At 49.6% G+C, this 14,375-nt stretch carries 13 protein-coding genes; 7 read left to right on the forward strand and 6 right to left on the reverse strand.

The features are described from left to right. Positions 1-4 precede the first annotated feature (4 nt). From C8E01_RS10585 to C8E01_RS10595, 3 genes are all read right to left on the reverse strand, one after another. Positions 5-367 carry a CoA-binding protein gene (locus tag C8E01_RS10585; protein WP_116543364.1) on the reverse strand — a complete coding sequence of 121 codons (363 nt, stop codon included), beginning with the start codon at positions 365-367 and terminating at the stop codon, positions 5-7. A gap of 90 nt (positions 368-457) precedes the next feature. Next, positions 458-2,035, reverse strand: a complete 1,578-nt coding sequence (locus C8E01_RS10590) for an NAD(P)/FAD-dependent oxidoreductase (protein ID WP_116543366.1) — start codon at positions 2,033-2,035, stop codon at positions 458-460. A gap of 229 nt (positions 2,036-2,264) precedes the next feature. Continuing rightward, entirely contained in the window at positions 2,265-3,233 is a 969-nt protein-coding gene (locus C8E01_RS10595) for a tryptophan 2,3-dioxygenase family protein (protein ID WP_116543368.1), read from the reverse strand. 326 nt (positions 3,234-3,559) lie between these two features. On the opposite strand from C8E01_RS10595, the gene sdaAB reads away from it, so the two are divergent. The 7 genes from sdaAB to C8E01_RS10630 all read left to right on the forward strand — a co-directional run bounded on the left by sdaAB (position 3,560) and on the right by C8E01_RS10630 (position 11,104). Beyond that, positions 3,560-4,237, forward strand: a complete 678-nt coding sequence (sdaAB, locus tag C8E01_RS10600; protein WP_116543370.1) for an L-serine ammonia-lyase, iron-sulfur-dependent subunit beta — start codon at positions 3,560-3,562, stop codon at positions 4,235-4,237. Between the two features lie 14 nt (positions 4,238-4,251). Then, complete coding sequence (locus C8E01_RS10605) at positions 4,252-5,736, forward strand: TolC family protein (RefSeq protein ID WP_116543372.1); 1,485 nt, start codon at positions 4,252-4,254, stop codon at positions 5,734-5,736. Between the two features lie 9 nt (positions 5,737-5,745). Further along, the gene (locus tag C8E01_RS10610) at positions 5,746-7,125 is read left to right on the forward strand and encodes an efflux RND transporter periplasmic adaptor subunit (RefSeq protein ID WP_116543374.1); all 1,380 of its coding nucleotides are present in this window, start codon (positions 5,746-5,748) and stop codon (positions 7,123-7,125) included. Positions 7,126-7,141: 16 nt separating this feature from the next. Beyond that, the gene (locus C8E01_RS10615) at positions 7,142-8,131 is read left to right on the forward strand and encodes an NAD(P)H-dependent glycerol-3-phosphate dehydrogenase (RefSeq protein WP_116543375.1); all 990 of its coding nucleotides are present in this window, start codon (positions 7,142-7,144) and stop codon (positions 8,129-8,131) included. A gap of 84 nt (positions 8,132-8,215) precedes the next feature. Further along, the gene (locus C8E01_RS10620; RefSeq protein WP_116543377.1) at positions 8,216-9,202 is read left to right on the forward strand and encodes an acyltransferase family protein; all 987 of its coding nucleotides are present in this window, start codon (positions 8,216-8,218) and stop codon (positions 9,200-9,202) included. Positions 9,203-9,241: 39 nt separating this feature from the next. Beyond that, the gene (locus C8E01_RS10625; protein ID WP_116543379.1) at positions 9,242-9,646 is read left to right on the forward strand and encodes a (deoxy)nucleoside triphosphate pyrophosphohydrolase; all 405 of its coding nucleotides are present in this window, start codon (positions 9,242-9,244) and stop codon (positions 9,644-9,646) included. Between the two features lie 51 nt (positions 9,647-9,697). Next, positions 9,698-11,104 (forward strand): methyltransferase RsmF C-terminal domain-like protein, encoded by a 1,407-nt coding sequence (locus tag C8E01_RS10630; RefSeq protein ID WP_116543381.1) that lies wholly within the window; start codon positions 9,698-9,700, stop codon positions 11,102-11,104. A gap of 53 nt (positions 11,105-11,157) precedes the next feature. Here the strand turns inward: C8E01_RS10630 and C8E01_RS10635 are convergent, their stop codons facing one another. The 3 genes from C8E01_RS10635 to C8E01_RS10645 form a co-directional block, all read right to left on the reverse strand. Beyond that, on the reverse strand, positions 11,158-12,345 hold the full coding sequence (locus tag C8E01_RS10635; RefSeq protein ID WP_116543383.1) for a class I SAM-dependent rRNA methyltransferase: 1,188 nt from the start codon (positions 12,343-12,345) through the stop codon (positions 11,158-11,160). A 166-nt stretch (positions 12,346-12,511) separates the two neighbouring features. Next, positions 12,512-13,093 (reverse strand): Maf family nucleotide pyrophosphatase, encoded by a 582-nt coding sequence (locus C8E01_RS10640; protein ID WP_116543385.1) that lies wholly within the window; start codon positions 13,091-13,093, stop codon positions 12,512-12,514. Then, positions 13,059-14,357, reverse strand: a complete 1,299-nt coding sequence (locus C8E01_RS10645; RefSeq protein WP_116543387.1) for a DUF1015 domain-containing protein — start codon at positions 14,355-14,357, stop codon at positions 13,059-13,061. Before C8E01_RS10645 ends, C8E01_RS10640 begins: the two co-directional genes overlap by 35 nt. Positions 14,358-14,375 lie beyond the last annotated feature (18 nt).

Consider the following 14,375-nt stretch of genomic DNA (forward strand, 5'->3'; position numbering starts at 1 on the left):
AAATTTAGTAAGTGCTCGAAGCCAGCATAACCAGCGTGCAATGGTGCATGGTTTCTATACCTGCATCTTCAGCCATCTGCTCCAATTCACGGTTTTCTGTGCCCGGATTGAAGATGATGCGCTTCGGCTGCAGCGAAATAATGTAGTCATACCAGGTCGGCTGGTTCTGCGGTCCCACGTAAAGCGTCACCGTATCGATTCCTTCTACCTTTTGTGATTTATCTGTAATGATGGGTTGTCCGCCGACCTCTCCTTTGCGAATGCCCACAGGCACTACTTCATGTCCGTGCTGTTGCAGGCGGTGAATGGCCTTGTAGGCAAAGCGGGACGGATTATCGGTTGCACCCAGTACAAGTGTCTTTTTCATAGTTCAGTTAGTTTGATCCCTTTATTTAACCGCTATACGCACCGAAACGTTACAGCGCAATCAGGTATAAACCGAATACAACACCATCTGCTATACCTGAATCAGCACTTTGGCCGCGATCTTTTCGGCGCAGCGCTCCCCATCCATGGCCGCCGAAACGATACCGCCTGCATAACCAGCACCCTCCGCGCAAGGGTATAGGTTTTTGATCTGCACGTGCTCCAGTGTCTCGCGGTCACGAGGTATACGCACAGGAGAAGAGGTGCGGCTTTCCACCCCGATGATCTGGGCGTCGTTGCTTAAATAGCCGCGCATTTTGTTGCCAAACGCCTTGAAACCCTCCCGCAGACGATAGGCCATGGCAGGTGAGAACAGTTTGTTCATGTCCACAGGCGTCAGGCCCGGCTGGTAGGAAGTTTCGAGCAAGGCGCCACCAGTCTTATGACGGGTGAAGTCAAGGAGGAGCTGGGCAGGGGCTTTCTGGGTACCGCCCGCCATCTCGCAGGCCTTACGCTCCAGTTCTTCCTGCATACGCAATCCGGCCAACGGACCATACTTGTCAAGCTCCATGTCCTCCAGCTCAATTGCCACGACTATACCTGAGTTGGCAAACTTAGAGTCACGACGACTCGGTGACATACCATTCACTACTACCTCACCGGGAGCCGTAGCCGATGGCACAATAAAGCCGCCCGGACACATACAGAACGAAAAAATACCCCGCTGTTTGTTGTCGTATACCGTCTGGTGCACTAGTGCATAAGAAGAAGCCGGTAGCCAGCACCCACGGTCTTCGCACTTATACTGAATGCTGTCGATCAGTCTTTGCTGGTGCTCCACACGTACTCCCATCGCAAAGGGCTTTGCCTCGATGGTAATGCCTTTGCTATGCAGTAATTCAAAAATATCTCGGGCACTGTGGCCAGTCGCCAGAATTACGGCTTCGCCTATGTATTCCTGACCGTCCTGGGTCACGACACCTTTCATCTCGTCTCCCTCCACGATAAAGTCTGTCACTCGCTTGTCAAACAGGACTTCACCACCGGCGGCCTCAATGCTCTCGCGGATGGCGGAGATGATGCGGGGTAGTTTGTTGGTGCCAATATGCGGATGGGCGTCGAACAGTATATCGCGGGTAGCGCCGTGCTGTACGAAGATTTCTAAAATACGCTGCAAATCGCCACGCTTCTTGGAGCGGGTATACAGTTTGCCATCTGAATAAGTACCAGCGCCACCCTCTCCGAAACAATAGTTCGAGTCCGGGTTCACGATATGCTCTTTGTTGATAGCTGCCAGATCACGGCGGCGTGCACGGACATCTTTGCCACGCTCCAGCACGATTGGCTTCAGCCCCAGTTCAATGCAGCGCAAGGCCGCAAACAGACCGGCTGGACCGGCACCTACTATAATGACTTTTTTAGCTTGGTTTACATCCGGATAGCTATACCTGGCCGACAGGATATCGGTTGGAGGGGTGTCCAGGTATAAATCGGCTCGCACACGGAGCAAAACCTGACGACCGCGTGCGTCAATTGAACGCTTTATACGGTGTATGTGCTTGACATTTTCCGGTTTTAGCCCGGCACTTAAAATAAGCTCACGCTCCAACAGTTCGTCGTTGTACGCCACCTCCGGCGACAACACGACTTCAACTTCTTTCTTATTCATTTACAGGCAGTAAGGTAGTTATCCTTAAATTTTTAATTCAATTGCTAAATTGGTGATGGTTAAATTGTTTCTGCTTGAATCAGAGATAAAGCTGGTTGGTATCAACCAACTACTACAGCAAAATTGTCTATACCATCAACGAATTATAGCTTGCTATACCTTAAGCAACAGCAAGTCTAAACAACCCAAACCAACAATTTAACCACCAACAATTCAACAATTTAACAGTTTATAAATCCCCATTCAGCACTTTTTCCACCCAGCCTTTGCCCCAGTTCTCCAGTTCTTCTTCATTCCAGAGTTCTGGGTAGAAGATACGTTTCTGGAACTTGGGAGGCAGGTATTTCTGCCAGTTAGTTCCGCCGGTTGCTGCGATCACTTCCGGGTCGCGTTGCAGGTAGCGTACGGCTGACTTGTAATGCATGAGCGGCCAGTTCACGTTCACGTTGCTGTCGAGCTCGCGCATTTGGCGGATCAAGCGTGGGTTTTGCTGTTCTTCTTCAGACAAACGTTTGTAGGCCGACCAAACGTTCATATGCTCATACTGCCTGGCGAACTGAATCAGTTGCTGGGTATACTTTTCCTCAAAGCGAAGCAGGGTCAGCGTTTTAGATCCTGAAGAAACCTCGGTAGCGCCTTCTTTCCAGTAAATGCAGCCTATTAGCTCTTCGTGTGTGCTCTGCAAGCCCAGTGCTTTGCGTTTCTCTTTGTCTGTGAGGTTGCGAAGCTCTGTAGAGGCAATCTCGATCATGCGGTACTGCACCGACTGAAAACCACTCGCCGGCATCAGTGCCATGCGGAACTGCAGGAACTGTTTCGGATCCATACCATCTACCATCACATCAAACGAGTCGATCAGATTCTCGAAGTAGCGGTTAATGCGCTTCAACCGTTTAAAGAGCACTTCACCCGTAAGCGACTTATCCTCACCTATCTGTCGGTATTCTTCCAGACAGAGTTTAAAGTAAAGCTCTGTGATCTGGTGGTACATAATAAAGATCTTTTCGTCCGGGATGCTTGTGCGCGGATTCTGTAGACTCAACAGGGTGTCGAGGTGAATATAATCCCAGTAATTGAGATAATCCGTGTAGTACAGCCCTTCCAGATAAGCAGCCAGATCCTGCCCAAGCGGCACGTACTTGGCTTCCAGTCTGCGAAGTTGCTCCAGCACTTCCGGCTTAAAAGGTTGTTGCTCCATGGTTTTCAGATGGGGGTTGGTGAAACGCCATTTACATGCAAATAAAGTAAAACAATCGCATAGATTCTGGCAACAGGCCAATAATTATCACACCCTTTCTTCTAAACATTAAACAGCCGAAATTAATCCACAACGTGCAGGCAACCTTTTTACAGTGTCCATCATCCTAGGTACAGTCAGTGGCAAATGTGACAAGAAGTTAGTGGGGCTGGTGGTAACATTGATAGAGCAAAAGCGACAGTTGGTAGAAATCAGCAGAATATAACGACGAAAAAATGTTATAATAGGCCTTAATTATTAAATTTGGGTTTTACGATATTTGCATCATGGCAGAAAAAAGCAGTGTCTTTGATATGATAGGCCCCATCATGATTGGCCCCTCCAGCTCCCATACCGCTGGCGTTGTGCGCATTGCGCGAGCTGCCATCCGTGTATTAGGTACCGCACCGGAGGAGGCGATCATTACTTTCTACAATTCTTTCGCCCAGACTTATGAAGGCCATGGCTCAGACCGTGCCATTGTGGCGGGCTTGCTTGATTTCAAAACAGATGACAAACGCATTAAGGAAGCTTTTGACCATGCCAAAGAGCGCGGACTCAAATATACTTTCCGCTCTGTCGGCAATGCCTCCACCATGCACCCCAACACCATCAAGTTGAACCTGAAGGCCGGAGACCGGCAGGTGGAAGTGATCGGTCAAAGCCGGGGAGGTGGCGTCATTAACATTGTAGAAGTGGACGGGTTCAGCGCTAATTTTTCGGCCAACCTGCACACGCTTATCATAGACGCGGACGATGTGAAAGGCAGTATCGCATTCATCGCTACCGTGATCGCGCACGATGACTGCAACATTGCTACCATGAACGTGTCGCGTAAAGGCAGAAATGAGATGGCGCGTCAGTTCATCGAAATGGATTCCGGCATCAAGCCGATCACGCTGGAGTACTTGAAGCAGCTCAGCTGGGTGAAGCACGTGATCTATATCCCCAATATCGACCTTTAAGAAAAAACCACACTATGAAAAAAATGTCGAACAAAGTGCTGCTACTGGCTCTTGGCTTAACGCTGGGCGGTTTAAACTCCGCAATGGCGCAACAGCAACAAGGAGCAGGCAGCGATGGAATCTGGTCACTGCAGGAGGCAGTAGAGTACGCGAAGGCAAATAACCTGAATGTGCGCCAAAGCAGCCTTAACAGGGAGTTAAGCAGAGCTGATCTTGTCCAATCCAGGAACAACCGCTTGCCAAGTTTAAATGCGAATGGAAGCTATGGGTTTAACACAGGTTCATTCCAGGATCCGGTAAACTTTACGTTGACGACGGATAATGCATGGTCAGCTAATGGTGGGATCAACGCAAGCCTTCCTCTTTTTGCCGGGTTCCAGCAGGTAAATCAAATAAAGCAGCAGGAGCTGAGCTTAGAAGCAAGCGAGCAGGAGTTCCTATCCGCTCAGAATGATATCACCATACAGATCGTAACCGCATACCTGAACATCTTGTTTGCTAATGAGCAAATGGCTGTTTCAGATCTGCAGCGCAATCTAACCAACCAGCAGCTGAGCCGCACTCGTGTGCTTTTTAAAGCAGGCAGTTTAGCCGAAAATTCTGTATTGGACCTGGAGTCACAACTTGCAACTGACGAGCTTAACTATATCACAGCACAGAATCAGCGCGATATTTCCAGGCTGACCCTGATGCAGCTGCTCAATATTCCTACCACAGAGGAGTTCCAGGTAGAGATACCTAACATTCCGGAACCAGATGCAAATCCGGTGATTGTGAACGGAAGTCAGGTATACGACATAGCCTTGCAAACATTGCCGGCAATCAAAGCAGCCGATCTTCGGTTACGCAGCACTGAAAAAGGTGTTGAGGTAGCGCAGGGTGCCTATTATCCCCGCTTAAGTTTATTTGCAGGGGCATCCAGCCGATACCTTAGCACCAGCAGGTTCTTCACAGGTACAGAAACGGTTGACCTGGGGAGTAACCGCCCTCAAATAGTTTACTACGATAATAACCGTACGCGTTCTGAAACGTTATACTTTCCGAATATAGTAACCCAGCGTCTTGATGAGGATTACCCGCTATTCAGGCAGTTCGAAGGCAATTTAGCAACACGGGTTGGTCTGTCACTAGACATTCCTATTTTCAATGGATTCCAGGTACGCACTAACGTGCAGCGGGCCAAGCTGCAACAACAAAACGCCCAGCTCAATGCCGATATCGCCCGCAATAACCTGCGGCAGACGATTGAGCAGGCGCATGTGGATGCCCTTGCGGCCCAGCGTCGCTATGCGGCGGCCCGGCAGCAGGTAAACGCCTCCGAGAAGAACTTTCGCAATGCTGAACTCAGACTGCAGAGTGGTGTTATCAATACCGTAGATTTCAATGTCGTGGCGAACACTTATCGCTCCGCCCAATCCAATCTGGTGCAGGCGAAATACGACTATACCTTTAAACTCAAAGTCTTGGACTTCTACCAAGGAAAAGACCTCTCTTTCTAATTTAAAATCATGGCTGCAAAAAAATCGAATAAGCTTATTTACACCCTGATAGGCGTACTGGTGCTGTTTCTTGTACTGGCTCTTGTTGCTAAAAAAGCAGGTTGGATCGGCAAAGAAGAAGGAACGGAGGTTGTGCTGGCCGATGTAAAGCGCACCGAGATCGTTGAAAAAGTAAGCGCATCGGGTAAAGTACAACCTGAGACGGAAGTTAAAATCAGCCCGGACGTATCCGGTGAAATTATCGAACTGACCGTGCAGGAAGGCGACTCAGTTATAAAAGGACAACTGTTGGTGCGTATTCGCCCTGATAACTACAAGTCGCTGGTAGACATGCAGACGGCAGGCGTTAACCAGGCGCGTGCTAACCTGGCCCAGTCAAAAGCCCGTCTGGCACAATCGCGTGCTAATTTTGTCCAGGTGGAGCAGAATTTCCGGCGTAACAAGGGCCTTTTTGACCAGAAAGTGATCTCTGAAGCGGAATACCAGCAGATAAAGGCCCAGTACGAGGCTGGAAAGCAGGAAATTGAGTCACTGGCGCAGAGTGTTCGTGCTGCGGAGTACGGTATACAAAATGCACAAGCCTCTTTAAACGATGCCCGCGAGAACCTGAATAAGACCACCATCTATGCACCTGTGAGTGGCACGGTGTCAAAACTCAATGTGGAGAGAGGGGAACGCGTGGTTGGTACTTCCCAGATGGCTGGTACGGAGATCATGCGCATTGCCAACCTCAATAACATGGAGGTGCGTGTGAACGTGAACGAAAACGATATCATCCGGGTGGGTATGGGCGACTCTGTAATAGTGGAAGTTGACTCGTATACAAGCCGCGACGAGAAGTTCAAAGGCATAGTAACCTCCATTGCCAACACGGCGAAGGACGCCGCTTCGCTAGAAGCAGTGACTGAGTTTGAGGTGCGCATACGTTTGCTGAACGAATCTTACAGCCACCTGGCAGACAAGAATGCCCGTCCTTTCCGCCCGGGTATGACAGCATCCGTTGACATTATCACAGCGCGCAAAGGCAATGTTTTATCTGTACCTTTGTCGGCAGTGACGACTCGTTCGAACACACCAGCCAAGGCAACAGATGAAAACGGTGAGGAAAAAGACGCTGAAAACAACGAAGCTCCAGCTGCACCTGCAGGTCCGATCGATGAAGTGGTTTTTGTGCTCGGAGCTGACAATACAGTTAAAACCGTAAAGGTAAAAACAGGCATCAGCGATTTCGATAACATCGAAATTCTGAGCGGTCTGGAAGAAGGCCAAAAAATAGTTTCTGGACCTTTCAGAGCGGTGTCCAAAACGCTGAAAGACGGTGCTAAGGTGGCTGTAAAAGACGAGAAGTCACTAAACAAATCAGCTTTGGCTGAAGCGAATGGTGAATAACAAATAGACATCCGGTTTGGAAAAAATTGCAGTTATAGGAGGAGGAAGCTGGGCTTCGGCGCTGGTGAAAATCCTCTCAGAAAATAAATCACAGGTACACTGGTGGATGCGCAACGAAAACGATGTGCAGCACCTGATCAATTACCGGCACAATCCCCGTTACCTGAGTGGCGTAACCTACGACCTGAACTACGTGAAGCCTTCAACGGACCTGCGCAATGTCGTAGCTGTGGCAGACTGGGTGATCCTGGCTGTACCCGCTGCATTTATACAGGAGGCTTTGGGCGGTCTGGAGCAGGATGCCTTGAAAGACAAGGTGCTGATATCCGCCATTAAGGGTATGATCCCAAAGCAGAATATCCTGATCACCGATTACCTGGGTCAGCAATACGGTGTGCCAAACAGCCATCAACTAGTAGTAGCCGGTCCATGCCATGCTGAGGAAGTGGCCATGGAAAAACAATCGTACCTGACCATCGGTTCGTATGATTTGCCTACGGCAGAGCGCTTCTGTGAATTGCTGCGCAACCGTTACGTCAAAGCAAATCCGCTCGAAGACCTGGATGGCGTCGAGTATTGTGCTGTGATCAAGAACATCATTGCGCTGGCCTGTGGTATAGCCCGCGGCCTGAACTATGGTGACAATTTTCAGGCAGTGCTCGTGTCGAATGCCATGCAGGAGATCGAGCGCTTTCTGCATGCCGTCATGCCGATCCACCGCGACCTGAATGGCTCAGCTTACCTGGGTGACTTACTGGTGACAGCTTACTCGCAGTTCAGCCGCAACCGTACGTTTGGTAACATGATCGGACATGGTTATACCGTTAAGTCTGCCCAAATTGAGATGAACATGGTGGCGGAGGGGTACTATGCCGTGCAAAGCATTTACGAACTCAACAAAAAACTAAAGGTAGAAATGCCGATCACAAAGGCGGTATACCTGATTTTATACGAGCGTATCGCACCAGCCGTAGAGTTTGAGATATTAAAGGAAAAGCTTTCCTAATTAGCCATTCCAAAAATTGCGAAAGGCATACCCTGTGGTGTGCCTTTCGCGTTTAAAGCCCTATCCGTTTGACGGGCCTGATCCATGAAACAGCATTTCCAGCAAATTGATATTCTGAAGGGACTGGCCATCATTGCCGTACTTCTGTTGCACTCGCTCTCGCGGGAGCAATTGATTGCAAGTTATGCTGTATTTCATATCTGGCAAGCCGTCCCGATTTTTATGGTGTTGATGGGCTTGAACCTGGGCATGTCCTATAGTAGCAAAACACTGCATTTTGATCAGCTCTATACCCCACATTATTTCCAGAAAAAAGCCCTGCGCATTATTTTCCCGCTCTTGCTTATGTATGTCATCTCCTTGGTGGCGGGCTTTGTTTGGGAACAGGTATACGCACGCGAGGTCTATACCTTAGGCTGGAAAAATCTGATCGGCGTGCTGCCGGTTTCGGGCAAGGGCAATTACTTTATAACCCTTTTGCTGCAGTCCCTGATTGTGCTGCCGCTGATCGGCTATACCTTCAATCGCTGGCCTGTACGCACAAGTCTGGTGTTGGTGTTTGTTGAGATCGTCTTTCAACTCATAGCTTATCAGATTCCATATTTCGAGGAGGACCGCTATCTCTACGATGCCGCGCTGTTCCGTTACTTCTCAGCGATTGCCTTAGGCCTATGGCTTTCCCGTCTGATCACTACATCAGACAAGAGGTATAGCTGGCTATTGCTTATAGCCGGGATTGGCAGTGGGCTATACCTGTACTTTCATCAATCTCAAGGCATTAGTTTGCCCTACATCAGACCCGAATGGCAGGCGCAGTTGTTTCTTACTTTCCCTTATGCTGCTTTGTTGATTTTTGCAGGTATACTGGCTTTCCCACAACAATCAGGATTTGCTGTCCTTCAAACGATAGCTACCATTGGCAAAGCGTCATACCACATCTTTCTGGCACAAGTCCTCTATTTCGGTCTGGTACAGGATGATATGGACATAGCGCTTAATTTAGCGGTGTGCCTCATTGCCGGAGGGGTATTTTACTGGCTTGAATCTTATTTAAGCAAAAAACTATCGTAATAGGGGTATACCTTACGCACCACCTTACTAACTTCAGCTATGATAACTAAAGTCACCTGCGCCCTGATCGAACAATATGGTCGTGTGCTGATCACACAGCGCAGCGAAACCATGCCACAAGCCATGCTCTGGGAATTTCCGGGCGGAAAAGTAGAGGACGGTGAAACAGAAGAAGCCTGCCTAATACGTGAAATAAAAGAAGAACTAAATCTTAGCATAACCCCGAAAAAGCGCCTTACGCCGGTAGTGCAGCGTTATGGTGACAAAACCATCGAACTCATACCTTACCTCTGCCAATACAACGGAGGCACGATCAAACTTGCAGAACACCGTTCTTACCATTGGGTCGTGCCACAGGATTTGGCCAATTACGATTGGTGTCCGGCCGACGTCCCGATCATGCAGGAGTTTGTGGCGCTGGCAGGAGAGCAATTTTCTTCGTAACAAGTAAAGCCAACCTTTTCACGAAAAGGTCAAATTGCCGTACCTTTGGGGATGGAATTACCACAATCATTTGCGCAACGCATGAAGGGGCAGCTTGGTCCTGACTATACCCGATTTGAGGAGGCCTTGCAACGTCCCGCGCCTACCAGTATCCGGTTGAACAGGAAAAAGCTGCCGGGGCAGCCGAACATGCCGCGTATACCCTGGACGGAAACAGGCTATTATTTACCAGAGCGTCCGCAGTTTACGCTGGATCCACGTCTGCATGCCGGGGGCTATTACGTGCAGGAGGCCAGTTCCATGTTTTTAGAACAAGCGCTTCGCCAGCACGCTGATCTTGGTCAGCCGCTCCATGTGTTGGACCTTTGTGGAGCTCCCGGTGGCAAAACCACCCACATCGCCAGTTTGATCTCACCAGACAGTTTGCTGGTAGCCAATGAAGTGATTCGTAGCCGCGCTAGCATCCTGGCCGAGAACGTGACCAAATGGGGAAGCGGCAACGTGGTGGTCACCAACAACGACCCGCGCGACTTTGGCCGCCTGCCGGAGTTTTTTGACGTGATGGTGGTAGACGCTCCCTGCAGCGGGGAAGGTATGTTCCGCAAAGATCCGCAGGCCATGAATGAATGGTCGGATGAAAATGTGAACCTCTGCGCTCAACGCCAGCAGCGCATTTTAATGGATGTCTGGGAAGCCCTGCGGCCGGGTGGCCTCCTGATTTACAGCACCTGCACCTGGAACCTGGCGGAGAACGAACAGAACATCGCCTGGCTGGCCGATCAGGAAAACGCGCAGCCGCTCTCGCTTACACTGGATCCGGCATGGGGCGTGGAAGCAACTTCGCTCAATGGCGTTTCCGGCTACCGTTTCTACCCGCATCAGGTGCAGGGCGAAGGCTTCTTTTTGTCAGTTATCCGCAAGGCGGGAGAGTACGAAGATCCTCAGCAATCATCTAAAAAGAAAAAATATAAGCTGACACTGGCCGGCAAAAAAGAACAAGCCATGGTGAACAACTGGTTAGTGGAACCGGATCGCTTTGCCTGGGTGCAGTACGGGGAAGTGATCTCGGCTATACCTGAGAATCTATTCGAAGAGGTAGACCAGCTCTACCAGAACTTGTATGTAATCTACGCTGGCACCGAAATAGCCGAAGCGAAAGGCAAAAAACTGAAACCGCTACAGGCACTTGCCCTGTCACAGTATATCAACAAGGCAGTTTTCCGTACCGAAGAACTCAATCTGGAATCAGCCCTGCGCTATCTCCGCAAAGAAGACATTGGCATTGGCGGTAACAGCAACAACTGGATCTTGCTTCAGTTCGGAGGCCTGCCCCTTGGCTGGGCCAAGCAAGTTGGCAACCGCCTTAACAACTACTATCCAAAAGAGTGGCGCATCCGAATGGAACTTCCCCAGGTTTTAGAGTTAAAGGGATGGGGAATAAAGAAGTTAGAAAGATAGATAGCTGTAAGGTATAACTGTAGGGACAGGTCGCGACCTGTCCCTACAGTTACTTATTCCACAAACAGCACCAATCCCTTCAGATACTCCCCTTCGGGGTGGAAGATGGAGATTGGGTGGTCGGCAGGCTGAGAGACGTGGTGCATGATCTTGATGTTGCGACCGGCCTCAATGGCGGCTGCCATTACCGTGTTGTTAAACAGGTATTTGTCTACTACCTGTGAGCACGAGAAGGTGAACAGGATACCACCTGGCTTGATGCGCTTCATGGCCTCGGCGTTCAGTCGCTTATAGCCCATCACGGCATTGTGGCGCACTTTCTGGCTCTTGGCGAAGGCAGGTGGATCCAGAATAATCACATCGTAGCGGTCTTCCTTGCCTTTCAAAAACTCGAACGTGTCGACTGCATAAGCTTCGTGCCGGTCTGGTGCCTGACTCAGTTCGCCGTTTTTGATGGTCAGTTCGATTGCTTTCTTAGATACATCCACTGAGTGTACTTCGCTAGCACCTGCGTTAAGGGCGTATACTGAGAAGCCGCCTGTATAGCAAAAGGTGTTCAGCACCGACTTATCTTTCACATAGCGGGCCAGCAATTCCCGGTTTTCGCGCTGGTCAATAAAGAAGCCTGTCTTCTGACCGCTTTCCCAGTCTACAAAAAACTGGTTCTCGTTCTCAGTCACCACCACGCCGCCGCTCGATTCGCCGAAAAGATAGCCATTCTCAGCTTGCACCGGTGACTTGGCAGGCAGTGATTCGGCACTCTTGTCATATACCGCTTTTAAGTGTGTCCCGTAGATTTCCTGAAGGGCTTTGGCTATATGCTCTCGCACTGAGTACATACCCACAGAGTGCGTCTGGATAACGGCTGTGTCCTTGTACATGTCCACGATCAGGCCAGGTACGCCATCACCTTCAGCATAAACTAAACGATACACATCGGTGTGTGGATTGTCAATCAGGCCAAGGCGTTTGCGGTAATCGTAAGCTTGCTGCACCTTGCTTTTCCAGAAAGTATAGTCTGGCTCAACTTGTACAAAGGAAAAAACGCGCACCGCAATAGAGCCCGGTGCCCAATGGCCCATACCGAGAAACTCGCGCTGGTTAGAGTATACCTCCACCGTGTCGCCTTCTTCCGGCTCCGATCCTTCAATTTTTTTAATAGCGCCAGAGAAAACCCATGGGTGAAAACGCTTCAGGGAGTGTTCTTTTCCTTTGGCTAAGTATAATTTAGTAAGTAACATCTAGGTTAATGTGGTAATTAATAATATGCTGAGTTGCGATTGGGGAAATGTGCTAATGGACTTATGATACAGAGTAAGCTGTAAATGAATGATATTGTTCCGTAGCGATTAAATATTTTAAACGTTGCTTTACCTTATCCGTGATAAGATCAGGTAAAGTATCAATCTATAATACGATCACTTTCAGATCTTTTAAGTAGGTATAGAGCTTCTGAACAGGCAGACCCACTACATTAAAATAAGAGCCCTCAATCTTCTCGATCCCGATCTTACCAATCCATTCCTGTATACCGTAAGCACCTGCTTTATCAAAGGGTTGGAAGTGCTCGATATAGTAAAGAATTTCCTCGTTGCTCAACTCCTTAAAATATACTTTGGTTACATCGTGGAAGATGGTCTTGGAGTTCTTTGTCAGGATGCAGACCCCCGTGATCACTTCATGATGTGTTCCTGACAAGGCTCTCAGCATGTCGAAGGCTTCCGAATCATTGCCGGGTTTGTTCAAAATGCGATCACCCAGACAAACTATTGTATCAGCCGTGATCAGAACTTCGTCTTGCAGGTCGGAGGTATAGGCTTCAGCTTTGTGAGAGGCCAGATACTCGGCCACTTGCTCGCGCTTTAGGTGCTCCGGAAAATCTTCGTGCACTTCCTTTACGCGCACCTCGAACTGAAGTCCGAGTCCGGTTAAGAGTTCTTTGCGGCGAGGGGAGTTAGAGGCAAGCAGTATCGGACGAGATAAATTCATTTTCTTTGATTGAGCTGAATAAAAATCCGCAGATCGTTTTCGGGTAGAAGAAGGTAGACTTCTGAGGCATAATGGCGCCACTGTGACATACGCGCTTCACCTGATCCATCGACACGTCGTTGGTGATCAGTGCCAGTCGCGATTTGCCGGAGTCCACCTGACTCACACAGGCGGTAAAGTTGCGGACATAGCTTAGGCCCGGATAATCACGCTGCGCTTCGCGGTCAATTCCTAGCACCTTTTCAAATACAAAATAATGCATTACGGTCAGGTCGAGGTCTTTCACTTCCTGCGGCACGGGCCAGTCGATCAGATGGTGCACTTCCGGTTTGAGGCGCAGCTTATAGGCGTTGCCGGACAAGTATAGCCCGAAGGCCCAGTTCTTGCCTACGATCACTTCGTTGAGTTCGTAAGCGTCCTCCTTAGGCGTCACGACAAAGTAGGAACGCAGGCGCTCCAGAAACTCTTCGTCGGTGAGGTCTATTTTCTCCAGCACACGGTGCGTCGGCAGAATGCGCAGGTCATCGGCTTCGGTATTGGTCAGATACATCAGGTGGTAGTTGTAGGCCTCCGTGCCGGTATGGTTCGGATTAGCAACCATGCGCTTCTTGCGGTACTCCAGAGAGCCCTCGTAGCGGTGGTGCCCGTCAGCCAACAGTACCTGACGTGATTCCAATACTTCTAAAAAATGCTTGATCACCTCACGGTCGTGGATCACGGCCAACACGTCGCGCACGCCCTGGTAGTCTTCCGTCACGTAAAGCGGTGACTGGATGCTCTCGTCCATATAGCGCTCCAATATAAAATTAGGGTCGGTATAAAGCCCATGGGTAGCGCTGGTGTTCATCAGGGTCTTGTCCAACAGATCAATGCGATCGTTCACGGCACTCGGGATCGTGTTTTCGTGACGGAGGAGTACGCCCTCGTTCCAATCGTAGGCTTTGATGTGGCAAATGAATCCTTTGCGGCAATACTCCCGGTCGTTGCCCGGAAGCCTGAAGTACTGGTAGTACACGTAAATGCCAGGCAGCGGATCCTGTATGATGGTACCGGCAGATTTCCATTCCTGCAGCAAGTCCGCCGCTGTGTCAGCGGGTTTGTCTCCTCTGGGCACCGAGAGGTGTATACTGTTGATCGGGTTCTGGTACAGCGCTTCCCGCTGTTTTGCCGACACGACATCGAAAAGGGGAGAGGTCAGTTCTTCAATTGACTGGCTTAGCTCTTCTTTGTAGCGCCATGCTTTAATGGGTAGTATTTCTGCCATCAGGTTTGTTTACAGGTA

The organism is Pontibacter virosus (assembly GCF_003096355.1).
GTDB classification, from domain to species: Bacteria; Bacteroidota; Bacteroidia; order Cytophagales; family Hymenobacteraceae; genus Pontibacter; species Pontibacter virosus.